Source organism: Streptomyces sp. NPDC001933 (assembly GCF_042890955.1).
In the GTDB taxonomy this organism is placed as follows: Bacteria; Actinomycetota; Actinomycetes; order Streptomycetales; family Streptomycetaceae; genus Streptomyces.
In genome coordinates, this window is sequence record NZ_JBIASS010000011.1 from 116,319 (window position 1) to 130,919 (window position 14,601).

The following is a 14,601-nucleotide window of genomic DNA, read 5'->3' on the forward strand; positions in this document are numbered from 1 at the left end:
CCCTCATTCAGGTGAGTGCGCGGAGCGTGACGCAGCCCCCACTGTGAGGAATCGGTTGTGGCACCTGGCAGTGCGCTCATCCCCCGGCTCATGGATCTCAGTCCCGGGACGGAGGCGCTCCGGTACTGCTTCGCCCTGCCCGCGCACCCCGAATCGGTGGCCGGCGCACGGCGGCTGACCCGGGCCCGGCTCGACCTGTGGCAGCTCGACGCGGACGCCCACGAATCGGCGATCCTGATCGTTTCCGAGCTGGTCACCAACGCGGTCGTGCACACCATGAGCACTCGTGTCGTGTGCGAGCTGCGCTGCCTCGACAGACGGCTGCGGATAGCCGTGCAGGACCAGGGACACCAGCCCGGCGGGCCACAGCTGTGCCGTACCGCCGACGACGAGCACGGACGCGGCCTGCTGCTCGTCGACGCGATGTCCAGTTCGTGGGGTTCCCGCGACGCGTGCAACGGCTCGGGCCGCATCGTCTGGGCGGAACTGCCGCACGGCTCGGAGCGGTCATGTTGAAGAACGCGATGTCCCACCTGCTCGGCACGCGCCGCCCGCGTGAACTGCGGCCCCTCTCCGGTGCGGCAGGTACGGTGCCGTTGCCGCTGCCGCCCACGCTGTCTGCGAGCCTGGGCTGCGATGCGGTGGGGGTGCCGGCCCGGTACGGTTTCCGGCTGATGTCCCACCTGCCGCGCACCGGCTGCGTCTTCGCGGACGCCGAGCGCTGGTGGTGGATCGTGCCAGCGGGCTCCGACCTGGATCTGGACTGGCCCGCGCAGGCCTTCTACGCGCAGGGGCTGTACGTCCCCGCGGTCCGGCCCCGGTTGATCCACCAGCCCGACAACCGCACGCCCTACACCCCGCCCATCCCGCTCTTCCTGATGGTGTGCCAGGTCACCGGTGTGGCGCCGTCCTGGGCACCGTCCGGCGGCGAGCGCGCCGTCTCCGCTCCCTGACACGGCCGGGCGCGGTCACGGGTTCTCCGGTGCGGCCCGGGTGACGCGCCACTCGTCACCGTCCGGAGCCGCGTGGCCCGCGCAAGCCTGCAACATAGCTGTTGACCTGCGGATTCACCGTCAGGACGCCCCGGTCACGCTGCGTTGTCAGTGCTCCGTTCTACTGTGGCACCACTGATCGAAAAGCCCGCGGCGGAGCGGGCTGTGGGCGGGAAGGGGGCGGAGCTGTGCGCCGCTGGGAGTATGTCGAGGGCACTGCGTCGAAGTTCTGGGAGACCGAAGCCGAAGGCGCCGTGGTGACGGTGCGCTACGGGCGGTGCGGAAGCGACGGACGTACGCAGACCAAGGAGTACGCGTCGGCCGAGTCCGCCGCCGCCCAGGTCGTGAAGACGATCGCGGAGAAGGAGAAGAAGGGGTACCGCGAGGTCGAGGCGTCCGCCTCGGCACCCGCCGCCCCGGCCGCTGCGGCCTCCCCTGACGTGGTCGCGGACACGGGCGCGCCCGTTCTCCCCGACGAGGACACCTTCACCCTGCCCGACAACTGGAAGCGGGTGCTCCACCCGCGGCGGGGCGGAGTGCGCCGCGGGCCGTCCAAGCCGCGGCGGGAGGCGATCGTCGCGATCGAGACCAGGCTCGCCGAGGACGCGGCCTGGATCGAGGAGTTCGCGGACTCGCCGGATTCGGACACGGTGACGGCCCAGGCACTGCGCGCACACCTCGACGGAGCCCCCACACCGGCCGGTGCGGCCGCGCTGACCGCGATCGCCGACATTCCGGGGTGGGCGGACTTCTGGTCGGAGCGTTACGGCCTTCCGTTCGCCGCACGGGCCGCGACGGAGGTGTTCTCCGTCGACGCCACCTGGCAGCAGAGCGGTCTCAAGCGGGGCGCGCCCCGGCTGTTGGCACTCGCGGGCCCGCGCCACTCGTACTGGGCCCACCACCACCGGTCGCCGATCGACCGGGTCCGCGCGCTGCTCGCCGCGGCCGACGACGCCACGTACCGGGCGGCGGTCGAGGCGCTGGCGAAGTGCCGCACCGACACCCTGCGCAGGATCATCGTCTCCTATCTGGTCCCGAGCGAGACGGACTGGGTCGACGACCTCGTCGCCGATCCGGCGGTGCACGCGGAGCAGGACCGCACGTTGCGCGCCATGGTGTTCAGCTCGCTGTACTCGCCCGACCAGCTGCCGCTGCTGCCCTACGGCCCGGACCACACCCTCGGTGTCGCGACCATCGCCACGGTCGCCGAGGGCGTCGGCCCGGCCATCGCCCCGTCGCTGGCCGGCGCGCTCGACGCCAACCACTACTACTCGGACAGCCTGAAGCTCGCCGCCGAAGCCCTGGTGGAGCTGCCCACGGACGAGGCCTTCCTCGGCCTGCTGGCGCATGCGGACTCCAAGCACGTCCGCCCCTCGCTCCTCGAAGCCATGCGCCGCTACCCGGTGCGGGCGGTGCGGCTGCTGGCCGCCGGGACGGGCGGCGGTTCGGCAGCAGCTTCCCTGTCCTTGCAGCTGCTCCGAGGTCATGTCGGTGCCCACCACGAGGTGGTGTCACTGGCGCTCGGCGAGCTCGCCCCCGACGTCGTGGAGATCGTCCAACCGTTGCTCGATCCGGTGGATCTGGTCGCCGACGCACCGGTGGACGCACTCCCGGCCGTGCTGACGGCTCCGCCGTGGTCCCGGCCCCGCACCACGGTCAGGGCCAAGCCCGTGACCGGGCTGATCCCGGTGTCCGAGCCCAGGCTGGAGTGGCTGCCCGAGGAGCAGGCGGCCTGGGCGGCCGCCTCCTCCTGGTACACCCGCGATCGCAACCAAGGCGACATGAACGAGTACATCGACGTCCTGCGTCACGGTACGGCCGCGGATGATCTGCGACCGGCGTGGGTGTTCGTCCACGGCGACGAGGAAGTGGTCACCCCCCTGCTCGCCAACTGGAACCCGACCGATCTCTGGGACGCCGAGGACACGCTCAAGCCGATCGCCGCGCGTTTCGGTCTGACCGCGCTGCCGCTGCTGCTGCGCGCCGTGCCCAGGCAGCCGAGCACGCTCGCCCCGCTGCTGCTCCCGTTCGTCGATGCGGATGTCGCCCGGCACATGGCGGACTGGTCGGTCAGGCTCAAGTCCACCTCGGCGACCGCCCGTGCCTGGTTCGCCCGGCACGGCGTGGCGGCCGCCACGCTCCTGGTGCCGGCCGCCGTGGGCAAGGCGGGCGCCGCGCGGAACGCCGCCGAGCAGGCACTGACGTCGATCGCCACGACGCACGGCGACGACGTGGTGCGCGAGGCCGCCCGGGCGTACGGCGCTGAGGCCGCGGCAGCGGTGGACGAGCTGCTGGCCGCCGACCCGCTGGAGCGTGCGCTGCCCGCCAAGATGCCGGTGCTGCCGGGCTGGGCGGAGCCCTCGGTGCTGCCGCAGATCATGGTCCGGTCCGGCGGTGCGCTGCCGGCGGCGGCGGTGCGCCACGCCCTGATGATGCTGGCTCTGTCGAAGCCCGGTGAGGTGTACCCGGGAATCGCCTCGCTGACCGAAACGGCCGAAGCCGCTTCGCTCGCCGAGTTCGCCTGGGCCGTGTTCGAGCAGTGGCGGCTGGCGAACATGCCCGCGAAGGAGTCGTGGGCGCTGCACGCGCTGGGGCTGCTGGGCGACGACGAGACGGTCCGCCGGCTCACTCCGGTGATCCGGTCCTGGCCCGGTGAGTCGGCGCACCACCGGGCCGTCGAAGGGCTCGACGTGCTGGCCGCCATCGGCACCGACGTGGCGCTGCTGCATCTCCACGGCATCTCCCAGCGGGTGAAGTTCAAGGGGCTCAAGGTACGGGCCGGGGAGAAGATCGCAGAGGTGGCCGCAGGGCTGGGGCTGACCGGGGAACAGCTCTCCGACCGTCTCGTGCCCGACCTCGGGCTGGACGCGGACGGATCGACGGTCATCGACTACGGCACCCGATCGTTCACGGTCGGTTTCGACGAGCAGTTGCGGCCGTACGTGCTGGACGGTGACGGCAAGCGCCGCAAGGACCTGCCGAAGCCGGGTGCCCGCGACGACGAGGAGCTGGCGCCGGCGGAGCGCAAGCGGTTCATGGCGCTCAAGAAGGATGTCCGGACGATCTCCTCCGAGCAGGTGCGGCGCCTGGAGGCCGCGATGGTGACCGGGCGTTCCTGGACGGCCCAGGAGTTCCAGGAGCTGTTCGTCGGTCATCCGCTGCTGTGGCACCTGGTGCGCCGGCTGGTGTGGCTGAGCGGCACGGAGGACGGGACGGGCACCGCGTTCCGGGTGGCGGAGGACCGTACGTTCGCCGACGCGGAGGACGACGTCTTCGTCCTGGCCGATGACGCGACGGTGCGGCTCGCGCACCCGCTGCACCTCGGCGACGAACTGGCCGCCTGGTCCGAGCTGTTCGCCGACTACGAGATCCTGCAGCCGTTCCCGCAGCTCGGGCGGAGCGTGCTCGCGCTCTCCGGGGAGGAGACCGACGGGTATCGGCTCACCCGGTTCGAGGGACTCAAGGTTCCGGTCGGGAAGGTTCTCGGACTGCAGCGGCGCGGCTGGGAGCGCGGGATGCCGCAGGACGCCGGGGTGGAGCGCTGGATCTCCAAGCGCCTGAGCGACGACTGCTATCTCGTGATCGCGTTGGACCCGGGCATCGCGGTCGGCGTGGTCGACATGTTCCCCGACCAGACCCTGGAGACGGTCTGGCTCGACAGCCGGCCCGACGATCACTGGAACCGCGGCGAATACCGGCTCCGCTTCACCGGGCTGGACGCGGTGACCGTGTCCGAATTCCTGGGTGACCTGGCCGAACTCACCGAGGGCGTCGCGCCGTGACCATGAGGGAAGAGACCCGTGCCGGTGCGCCGGGTAGCGGGGCGGAGGAGCCCGTGCAGCGGCCTCCGGCCGAGGTGCGGTACGCCGAGGAGCTGGCGGCGCTGCGGGCGGACGACCGTGATCCGCGGCCGCCGGGCTGGGAGCTGAGCCTGCGTGCGGCCCGCCGGTTCATCATCGGTGACGCGGACACGGGCATCGGCCGGAAGTTCGTCGGCAACCCCTCGCTGGTGGACCGGGCCCTGGTGACGCTGGCGACGAGCCGTGGGCTGATGCTGGTCGGCGAGCCGGGCACCGCCAAGTCGCTGCTCTCCGAGCTGATCGCGGCCGCGGTCAGCGGCGACTCGACGCTGACGGTGCAGGGCGGCGCGGCCACCACCGAGGACCAGATCAAGTACGGCTGGAACTACGCGCTGCTGGTCGCCGAGGGGCCTTCTCCCCGGTCGCTCGTTCCGGCCCCGATGCTGCGCGGCATGGCGGAGGGCAGGCTCGTCCGGTTCGAGGAGATCACCCGCTGTCCGCTGGAGGTGCAGGACTCGCTGCTGTCGCTGCTCTCCGAGCGGGTGGTGGCCATCCCCGAGCTGACCGGGCCGGACGGCATGGTCTTCGCCCGGCAGGGCTTCAATGTGATCGCCACCGCCAACACCCGGGACCGGGGCGTCAACGAGATGAGTGCGGCGCTCAAGCGGCGGTTCAACTTCGAGACGGTCTTCCCGATCCCCGACCTGGACACCGAACTGGCCCTGGTCGAGGCCGAGGTGACGACCCTGCTGCGGCGCTCGGGGGTGGAGCCGCCGCCGGACCGGGATGTGCTGGAGGTCCTGGTCGGGACGTTCCGGGAGCTGCGTGCGGGGGGCGGTGAGAAGGGCGGTGCCGGTTCGGACCGCCCGTCGGCGGTGATGAGTACGGCGGAGGCCGTGTCCGTCGCCCATGCCGTGGGGGTGCGCGGCTGGTTCCTGCGCGGCGAGCCGGGCAGTGCCGCCGATGTGGTGGCGTGCCTGGCGGGTACCGCGGCGAAGGACAGCCCGGAGGACCTGGCCCGGCTGCGCCGCTATCTGGAGCAGCAGGTGCCGCGCCGTCGCGGACCGCAGTGGAAGGCCCTGCACGACGCACGCCATCTGCTGGCCGACTGATGTCCGCGGTGTTCCTGGGGGTGCGTCACCACTCCCCCGCCTGCGCACGGCTCGTCGAGCGGACCGTCGCGGAGCTCCGGCCCGCCCAGGTGCTGATCGAGGGGCCCGCGGAGATGAACGGCCGGCTGGACGAGCTGCTGCTCGGGCACGAGCTGCCGGTCGCGGTGTTCAGCCACTACCGCGACGGGCAGCGGGCCGCTACGTCCTGGGCCCCGCTCTGCGACTACTCGCCGGAGTGGGTCGCGCTGCGGGCTGGGCGGGCAGCCGGAGCGGAGGTCCGGTTCATCGATCTGCCGGCCTGGCATCCGGCGTTCGCCGAGCGCACCAACCGCTACGCCGACGCGGAGGCCCGTTACGCGGAGGCGACGGAGCGGCTGTGCCGGCAGTTCGCGGTGGATTCCTCGGACGCCCTGTGGGACCGCCTGTTCGAGGTCGAGCCGGACGGCGGTCTCGCCGAACGGCTCGACGCGTACTTCGCGCTGGTGCGCGGTGACGCGGAGGCCGACGCGGGCGACCGGGCGCGGGAGATGTACATGGCCGCGTGGGTGCGGGCGGCGGTGGAGGCGGCCGGTGACCGGCCGGTCCTGGTGGTCACCGGTGGCTTCCACCAGCCGGCGCTCCGTGCGCTGACCGGGTCGGGTGCGCGGGACGGGGCGGACGGCGACGGCTGGGAGCGCGGCGCGGACGGGTGGCCGGTGGTGCCCGCCCCGCCGGACGACGCCATGGCCGGGAGCTTCCTGGTGCCGTACTCCTTCCGGAAGCTGGACGCGTTCGCCGGGTACCAGTCGGGGATGCCGTCGCCCGGCTACTACCAGCAGGTGTGGGAGGCGGGCCCCGAGGCCGCGGCGGACGGCCTGCTCCGGGTGGTCGTCGAGCGGCTGCGGGCACGGAAGTACCCGGTGTCCACCGCCGATCTGATCGCCGCCCGGAGCCTGGCCGAAGGGCTCACGGCACTGCGCGGCCATCCGAGCCCCGCCCGGATCGATGTGCTGGACGGTCTGGCGGGCGCCCTGATCACGGATGATCTGGACCAGCCGCTGCCATGGACGGGCCGGGGCACGCTGACGGCGGGGGCGCATCCCGCGGTCGTCGAGATGGTCGCGGCCTGCGGCGGCGACCGCATCGGGCGGCTCCATCCCGATACCCCGGCGCCGCCCCTGGTGCACGACGTGGCGGCGCAGCTGGCCGCGCTGGCGCTGGACGGCGGCCCGGAGGCGACGTACCGCCTCGATCTGACGGACGCCGCCGATCTGGAACGGAGCCGGGTGCTGCACCGGCTGCGTGTGCTGGGAATCCCCGGCCTGGAGCGGACCGCCGGTCCCACGCACGGTGTCGACCCGGTGTTCACCGAGCGCTGGCAGGCGCGGCCCGTCCTGGGGCGCGAGGCCGCGCTGGTGGAAGCCGGGGCGTACGGGGCGACTCTGGCCGAGGCGGCGGCCGTCGCCCTCACCGGGCGGACGCGGGGCGGCGCGGCGGAGGCCGACGGCCTGGCGGGGGCGCTGTTCGACGCCGTGCTGTGCGGGATGGGCGGTTTCTCGGAGCAGCTGCTCGGCGAACTTTCCTCCTGCGTACGTGAGTTGCAGGTCAGCGGCCCGCTCGGGGAGATACTCGCCACGGCTCTCGGTCTGTGGCGGCACGACCGGGTGTTCGGCATGGCGCGCGGTCCGCTGCTCGCGGCAGTGATCGACGGGGCGACGGAGCGGCTGCTGTGGCTGCTGGAGGGTGCGCGCGGCTCGTCGGGGGTGGACTTCCCCCGTCTTCGGGCCGTGGTCTCGGTGCGTGACGCGGTGCTGCACGCACCGGAGTTGCTCTCCGTCACCCGGGAGGTCGCGACCGGGGTCGCGCGGCGGATCTCCGAGGATCCGCAGGCGCCGGTCGATCTGCGCGGGGCCTCGTTCGGGCTGGCCCGGTCCCTCGGCCGGGTCCCGGGATCCCCGGGCGTGTCCGGGGACCCGGCCGAGGCGGTTCGGGCGGTGGCCAGGACCGGTGCGGATGCGCTCGGCGACTGGCTGGCCGGGCTGTTCGCACTCGCCCGCGACGAGGTGACGGGCGTGGTGGGCGACGACGACGGCGACGGACCGGGCGGTGGGGCCGAATCGCTGATCGACGTGCTGGACGGTCTGGTCGGTGCGTTGTCCGACGACGAGTTCCTGTCCGGACTGCCCGCGCTGCGCCAGGCGTTCGCGTTCTTCCCGCCGCGCGAGCGGGACCGGATCGCCGCCCGTCTGCTGGAACGGCGCGGGGTGCGCGGCTCCTCGCGTTCCCTGCTGCGGACCACCGCGGACCCCCTGCTGATCGCCCGGGCCCGCGCCCTGGAGGAGTCCGTGTCCCGACTGCTGGCCCGCTACGAACTGGAAGCCACCCCATGACCACGCCCGAACAGGCACCCGGCCTGGCACCCGGGCCCGAGAAGGGTTCCGGCACGGCTCCCGACGCGGGGCTGGAGCGCTGGCGGCTGGTCCTCGGCGCCGCCGCCGAGCGGCACACCGGACAGCTGGGTCCGGCCGACGCCGGCCGGGACGCCGCACTCGACTGGCTCTACGGCCGCGACCCCGAGCTCACCCGCCGGGGGGTGCGCCGTTCCGGTTCGGCCCCCCGGACGGGCGGCGACGGACCGTCACCGGTGACCGCTGTCGACTGGCTCGACGACATCCACCGGCTCTTCCCGAAGGAGACCATCGAACGCCTGGAACGGGACGCCGTGGAGAAGTACGGCATCCAGGAGATCGTCACCGACCCCGCGGTGCTGGAGCGGGTCGAACCCAGCCAGACGCTGCTGCGCGCCGTGCTGCGCACCAAGCATCTGATGAACCCGCAGGTGCTGCAACTGGCCAGGCGCATCGTCGAGTCGGTGGTGAAACAGCTCCTGGCCAGGCTCCGGCCGGAGATCCGCCGGGCGTTTCACGGCACCCGCTCCCGCAAGCCCAGCCGGGTCCCGCTGGCGAGGGACTTCGACTTCCGGCAGACCGTGAAGGCCAACCTCGCCCACTACCAGCCGGACGAACGGCGCCTGCTCATCGAGCGCGCCCACTTCCACTCCCGTACCCGACGCCATGTGACGCAGTGGCAGCTGATCCTGCTGGTCGACCAGTCGGGCTCGATGGCCGGATCGGTCATCCATTCCGCGGTGACCGCCGCGTGTCTGTGGGGCCTGCCCGGTCTCAGAACGCATCTGGTCGCCTTCGACACCCAGGTGGTGGACCTGACCTCCGACGTGACCGATCCGGTGGAGCTGCTGATGCGGGTCCAGTTGGGCGGCGGCACCGACATCGCACGGGCCGTGGAGTACGGCGCGGGTCTCGTGGAGAACCCGCGGCGCACCGTCGTCGCGCTGATCACCGATTTCTACGAGGGCGGCGACCCGTACCGGCTGGTGCGTGCGGTGCGGGGGCTGGTGGAGCAGGGCTCGACCGTGCTGGGGTTGGCCGCGCTCGACGAGGACGCCGACCCGGATTACGACCGGGTGACGGCCGGGAAGCTCGCCGCGGCCGGGGCCCACGTCGGAGCGATGACGCCGGGCCGGCTCGCCGAGTTCGTCGCCGAGAGGCTGGGCCGATGACCGGGCCGCTGACCGCTGCGGGGAACGGCGCCGCCCTGCGCCCCGATCTGCTCGCCCTCACCCCGGATACGCTCGCGGCACTCGCCAACCGCGGCCTGGTCAAACGTGCCACGAAGGAGCTGGACGCGGGGACGGTGCCCGTGCTCACGACCGATCCGGACACCACGGTGCGAGCCAGGTTCGACGACGGCACCACCACGTCGCTGCCGCCCGGCACCGGCCTGGACGAGGGCGACTGCAGCTGCGCCGCACCGGGTGTGTGCCGCCATCTCATCGCCCTGGTCCTGGCCCATCAGCGCGGTGCCGAGGCCGATCCGGACGGCGCCCCCGCCGCGTTCACCGACTGGTCCCCGGGCAGCACCGACGACGACGCGCTCACCGACGCCGTCGGCACCCGTCCGGTCGCCTCGGCGAGGCGCACCTTCGACCGGGGTTATGCCGCCGTCGTGCACCGCCCGTCCCCCGATCACCCCGAGCCCCGGGTCGAGCTCCCCACCTGCACGGTGCGTTTCCCGGTCCCCGGCGAGATCGCCTACGCGTTGACGGACGCGGCCGCCGCGCTGCGCGGTGAGGTGCTGGCGCTCGCGGTGTGGGCGTTCCGGGCCGCCGACGCCACTCGGACCGACGAGCGTTCCGTACCCGTCCAGGTCGGCGGCCGTGCCGCCGCGCCGTCCACGGCGCTGCCCGCGCTCGACGCGGCCCTCGCGCTGGCGGACGAGCTGCTGGCGGAGGGCGTGGCCCATGTCGGACCGGTGCACGGCGGAGCCCTCGCGCGTGCCGGTGCCGCGCTGACCACCGGGTCGTTGCACTGGCCGGCGGGTGCGATCGCCGAGCTGGCCGACCAGCTGACGGCGTACGCCGACCGCACCGCCCAGTACCGCCCCGAGTCGGTCGCCGCCCTGCTCACCGAGGTGCACGCCCGGCGGCGGGCGGCCGCTCATCCCGGCGTGCTCGGCAGCCGCGAGGCCGGCGACACCCCGCTGCGCCGGGTCCGGCTGGTCTCGCTCGGCTGCCGCGTCCACGGCACCGGTCAGTCCCTGGTCTCCGAGGTGTACTTCGCCCACCCCGGCGCGGGCACCGTCCTCGTACTGCGCAAGACCTGGACGGCCCCCGATGGCAAGGAGCTCTCCGCGCACCGGCTGGCCACCCGTCGGGTCCTCGCCACCCCGCTGGCCTCGCTGGCCACCGGGAGCCTGGTCAGCGAGAGCGTCCGGCGCACCCCGAGCCATGCGCTGACGGTCGCCAGGGGCCGGATCGGCACGACGACCATCACCCCGGTCGGCGCCGCCTGGACGGAACTTCCCGAGCCGTTGCTGGTACGGGATCTGACGGCCCTGACGGAAGGCTGGAGCAGCAGGCCGCCGCGGCTGATCCGGCCGCGGGTCGAGGCGGAGGCCGTCCATGTCGTCGCGCTGTCCGAGGTGGAGAGCGTCGGTTACGACCCCGCCGAGCAGCGGCTCGAAGCCGTGGTGCGCGACGCGTCGGGCGGCCGGGCGCTGGTGGTGTCGGAGTACCGCCCGGAGTGCCCCGGTGCGCTGGACGCCCTGGCCGACGCGCTGGAGGGCGGCGCCACGCACATCAGCGGTTCGCTGCACCGCTCCGGCGGTGGTGTGCGGATCGATCCGCTCGGGGTGCTCACCCCGGCGGAAACAGTCGTGCCCGATCTCGCCGCCGGTGACGGCTCCACGGCCCTGGCGGCGGTCGTGCGACGGCCGTCCGATCCGCTGACTGCGGCGCTGGAGGAGGCGATATCCGCCATGTCGGCGGTGCCGCACAGCGGGCTGCGCCATCTGAACGTCCCCGCCCGCGCCCGGATCGACGAAGCGGCGACCGCACTGTCCCGCACCGGCCTGACGCGCGCCGCGACGCTGCTGCGCGCCTTCGTCGCGGCACTGGACGACGGGGCCCGGCCGGCCGAGGAGGCCCTCGCGGCCCGCTCCGGGGCATGGCTGGACGCCCAGCTCCACCTCCTGGTCAGCAGCGAACTCCGCTCCTCGGGAACGGAGTCCATGACACCGCAATAGCTCCGGAACCGCTACGGACGGTTCAGATAGGCGAGTTGGGGATGGACCTTGATGTAGCCGTCGACGAGGCGTCCCGCCACGGTCACCGAGTCGACCAGCGGGTGCAGGGCGAAGGCCTTCACGGCGGCGCTGCGGGAGCCGCTCGCCGCCGCGTCCAGCACCGCGCGCTCGACGGCCTTGACCGCGGTGACCAGCCCGACGGCGTGGTACGGCAGCGGGTCGACGGCGACGGGGTGGGCGCCATTGGCGTCGACCAGGCACGGCACCTCGATGACGGCGTCCGCGTCGAGCACCGGGAGCGTGGTGCGGTTGCGGACGTTGAGGATGAGCGAGGTCCGTTCGTTGCGAGCGACGGCCCGCATGAGGGCGAGCGCCACCTGCTCGTAGCCGCCGGACTCCAGATCGCTCTCCTCCCGCTCGCCGACCCCGGCGACCTCCCTGTTCTCCGACATGTAGGTGGCTTCGCGCTCGGCGCGGGTGCGGTCCCAGGCGGACAGGGCGGGGGTGGCGGGGTCCTTCATCCGGGCGTAGAAACCCTCCTGCTGCTCCCGGAGGAAGGCGCCGCGGGTCTGCTCGGCGTCCTGGTAGGCGCGGACCGCTTCCCGGTTGTAGTAGTAGTAGTGCAGGTACTCGTTGGGGACGGCGCCCAGCGACCGCAGCCAGTCGGTGCCGAAGAGCCTGCCCTCCTCGAAGGAGCCGAGGAGTTCCGGGTCCGCGAGCAGCCGCGGGAGTTCGTCCCGGCCGTCGACGTACAGTCCGCGGACCCAGCCCAGATGGTTGAGCCCGACGTAGTCGATCCGGGCCCGGTCGGGGTCGGCGCCGAGCACCCGGGCGATGCGGCGGCCGAGCCCCACCGGCGAGTCGCAGATGCCGATGACCCGGTCGCCCAGGTAGTGGGACATGGCCTCGGTGACCAGGCCCGCCGGGTTGGTGAAGTTGATGACCCAGGCCTCGGGGGCGAGCCGCGCGATGCGCTGGGCGAGGTCGACGGCGACGGGCACGGTGCGCAGTCCGTACGCGATGCCGCCCGCGCCGACGGTCTCCTGGCCGAGTACGCCCTCGTCGAGGGCGACCCGTTCGTCGGCCGCCCGGCCTTCGAGGCCGCCGACGCGGATCGCCGAGAAGACGAAGTCGGCGCCGCGCAGCGCCTCGTCGAGCTCGGTGGTGGCGGTGACGGCGGGTGCGTCCGGGACGCCGGCGGCCTGTTCGCCGAGCACCCGCGCCACGGCGGTGAGCCGGTCGGCGTCGGTGTCGTAGAGGGTGACCGCGGACACGCGGCCTTCGGCGTGATCGGCGAGCAGCGCCCCGTACACGAGTGGAACCCGGAATCCGCCGCCGCCCAGAATTGTCAGCTTCACGCTTGTGCATGGTACGGGGGCGGGCCCGGTCCCGGGCCGAGCGACCTCGGGCGGCCGCGTTCACCCGGTGGCCGGATACGGCGTACGGCCCGGTGGCCGCGGACCCGGAGGTCCTCCGCCACCGGGCCGTACGCCGGTGCTGCCTTCACTCCCGGGGGGGGGCGTGTCGGGTCAGTTACCGCTCCACCACCGCGAGACGGCCCGCCAGATCCTCGCCGGTGCGGATTCGCCGCGCTGCTGCGGGATCCCGCCGACGGCGGACGCGGCGGCGGGGCTCCCGGAGTCGTCGACGGCGGTGGCCGTGGATGTCGTACTCATCGGGGCGGCGGCCGAGGCACGTCCGGGCGTGGGTGCGGTGTGCCGGACCGTCGACTGGACCTCCCAGTCCTGGCGCGGCAGGTTGGGCCTGCCCATGGACGGCGGTTCCTTGTCGTCCTGCGGCGGGCGGGAGGCGAAGTCGGCCGGCAGTTCCACCAGGTGCCGGCTCATGATGTTGCCGACCCAGCTCAGCTCGCTCTCCTCGACGGCGAGTTCGAGGTCGGGCAGCCGCATCAGCAGCGCGTCCACGCCGACGTCCGCGATGGCCCGTCCGATGTCCTGTCCGGGGCATTCGTGGGGGCCGCCGCTGAACGCGAGGTGGGCGCGGTTGCCCGCCATGTCGGAGCCCGGATCGGGCCGGACCACCGGGTCGGAGTTGGCCGGTGCGATGCCGACGATCAGCGCGTCGCCGGCCTTGATCTGCTTGCCGCCGAGTTCGGTGTCACCGACCGCCCAGCGGCCGAAGACCGCGGTGAACGGCGGCTCGTCCCACAGCGTCTGCTCGACCGCCTCGGGGACCGTCATGTGACCGCCGCTGAGCCTGGCCCGGAATCGCGGATCGGTGAGCACCATCCGCAGGACGTTGGCGATCAGGTTGGCGGTCGCCTCGTAGGAGGCGATGAGGATCAGCCGGAGATGCTCGCTGACCTCCGTGTCGTTCAGCCCGGCGGGGTGCTCGGTGAGCCAGGTGGCGAAGTCGTCCGCGGGTTCGCGCCGGCGGCGCTGGACGAGCCGGGTCAGCGCGTCGAGCACATAGGCGTTGCTCGCGACGGCGGTCGCCGTGCCGCGGGTCATGTCACGGGCGGCCTGGACCATCCGGTCGTTGTACTCCTCGGGCATGCCGATGATCGCGCACATCACCATCATCGGCAGCCTCTCGGCGAACTGGGAGACCAGGTCGACGCGGCCCTGCTGGCAGAAGTCGTTGACGAGCCGGTTGCTGTAGCGGTTGACGTGGCGGCGGACGCCGCGGGTGTCGATCCGGCCCATGCTGTCGGTGACCGCGCCGCGCAGACGCTCATGGGTGGCCCCGTCGGCGAACACGCACACCGGCTGCCAGGTGAAGATCGGGGCCAGCGGGTGGTCCGGGGCGATGCTGCCGTCCTGCAGGGCCTGCCACCGCCGGGAGTCGCGGGAGAACTGCGAGGGGGTGCGCGTCATGTGCAGGTTCTCGCTGTGTCCGAGGACCAGCCAGGCGGGTACGTCCCCGTGCAGCAACACGGGGGCCACGGTACCGTGTTCGGCGCGCAGCTTGTCGTAGAGCCCGTGGGGGTCCCGTTCGGCCTCCGGGCCGTAGAACCGGCGCACTCCGCCGGGGCCGATGCCGAGGCCGTGGGCCGGGCATTCGGGGGGCGGAACCGGCCCGGGGGCCGCTCCGGGCTCGTAGTGGAATGGGGTTGTCACGATCGCTCCAGGGATCAGGCCAAGCATCCGGACG

Annotated in this window: 9 protein-coding genes; 7 read left to right on the top strand and 2 right to left on the bottom strand. The window is 73.1% G+C overall.

The window, feature by feature from the left end; all coding sequences use genetic code 11:
• Window positions 1–57: 57 nt before the first annotated feature.
• The 7 genes from ACFYY7_RS25770 (at window position 58) to ACFYY7_RS25800 (ending at window position 11,487) form a co-directional block, all read left to right on the top strand.
• Window positions 58–516 (top strand): ATP-binding protein, encoded by a 459-nt coding sequence (locus ACFYY7_RS25770; protein WP_383717926.1) that lies wholly within the window; start codon window positions 58–60, stop codon window positions 514–516.
• Window positions 510–953 (top strand): hypothetical protein, encoded by a 444-nt coding sequence (locus tag ACFYY7_RS25775; protein ID WP_388664909.1) that lies wholly within the window; start codon window positions 510–512, stop codon window positions 951–953. The genes ACFYY7_RS25770 and ACFYY7_RS25775 overlap by 7 nt, the downstream gene beginning before the upstream one ends.
• Window positions 954–1,180: 227 nt before the next feature.
• Window positions 1,181–4,774, top strand: coding sequence for a DUF4132 domain-containing protein (locus ACFYY7_RS25780; RefSeq protein ID WP_388664911.1), 3,594 nt, complete (start codon window positions 1,181–1,183; stop codon window positions 4,772–4,774).
• 2 nt (window positions 4,775–4,776) lie between these two features.
• Window positions 4,777–5,904 (top strand): AAA family ATPase, encoded by a 1,128-nt coding sequence (locus ACFYY7_RS25785; RefSeq protein WP_388665225.1) that lies wholly within the window; start codon window positions 4,777–4,779, stop codon window positions 5,902–5,904.
• Window positions 5,904–8,273 (top strand): DUF5682 family protein, encoded by a 2,370-nt coding sequence (locus ACFYY7_RS25790; protein ID WP_388664913.1) that lies wholly within the window; start codon window positions 5,904–5,906, stop codon window positions 8,271–8,273. Before ACFYY7_RS25785 ends, ACFYY7_RS25790 begins: the two co-directional genes overlap by 1 nt.
• Window positions 8,270–9,463, top strand: coding sequence for a VWA domain-containing protein (locus ACFYY7_RS25795; RefSeq protein ID WP_388664915.1), 1,194 nt, complete (start codon window positions 8,270–8,272; stop codon window positions 9,461–9,463). The genes ACFYY7_RS25790 and ACFYY7_RS25795 overlap by 4 nt, the downstream gene beginning before the upstream one ends.
• Window positions 9,460–11,487, top strand: a complete 2,028-nt coding sequence (locus tag ACFYY7_RS25800; protein WP_388664917.1) for a hypothetical protein — start codon at window positions 9,460–9,462, stop codon at window positions 11,485–11,487. Before ACFYY7_RS25795 ends, ACFYY7_RS25800 begins: the two co-directional genes overlap by 4 nt.
• Before the next feature lie 11 nt (window positions 11,488–11,498).
• Here the strand turns inward: ACFYY7_RS25800 and ACFYY7_RS25805 are convergent, their stop codons facing one another.
• Window positions 11,499–12,845: a 6-phospho-beta-glucosidase gene (locus ACFYY7_RS25805; protein WP_388664919.1), complete on the bottom strand. Its 1,347-nt coding sequence runs from the start codon at window positions 12,843–12,845 to the stop codon at window positions 11,499–11,501.
• Window positions 12,846–13,016: 171 nt separating this feature from the next.
• Window positions 13,017–14,567, bottom strand: coding sequence for a cytochrome P450 (locus ACFYY7_RS25810; RefSeq protein WP_388664921.1), 1,551 nt, complete (start codon window positions 14,565–14,567; stop codon window positions 13,017–13,019).
• Window positions 14,568–14,601 lie beyond the last annotated feature (34 nt).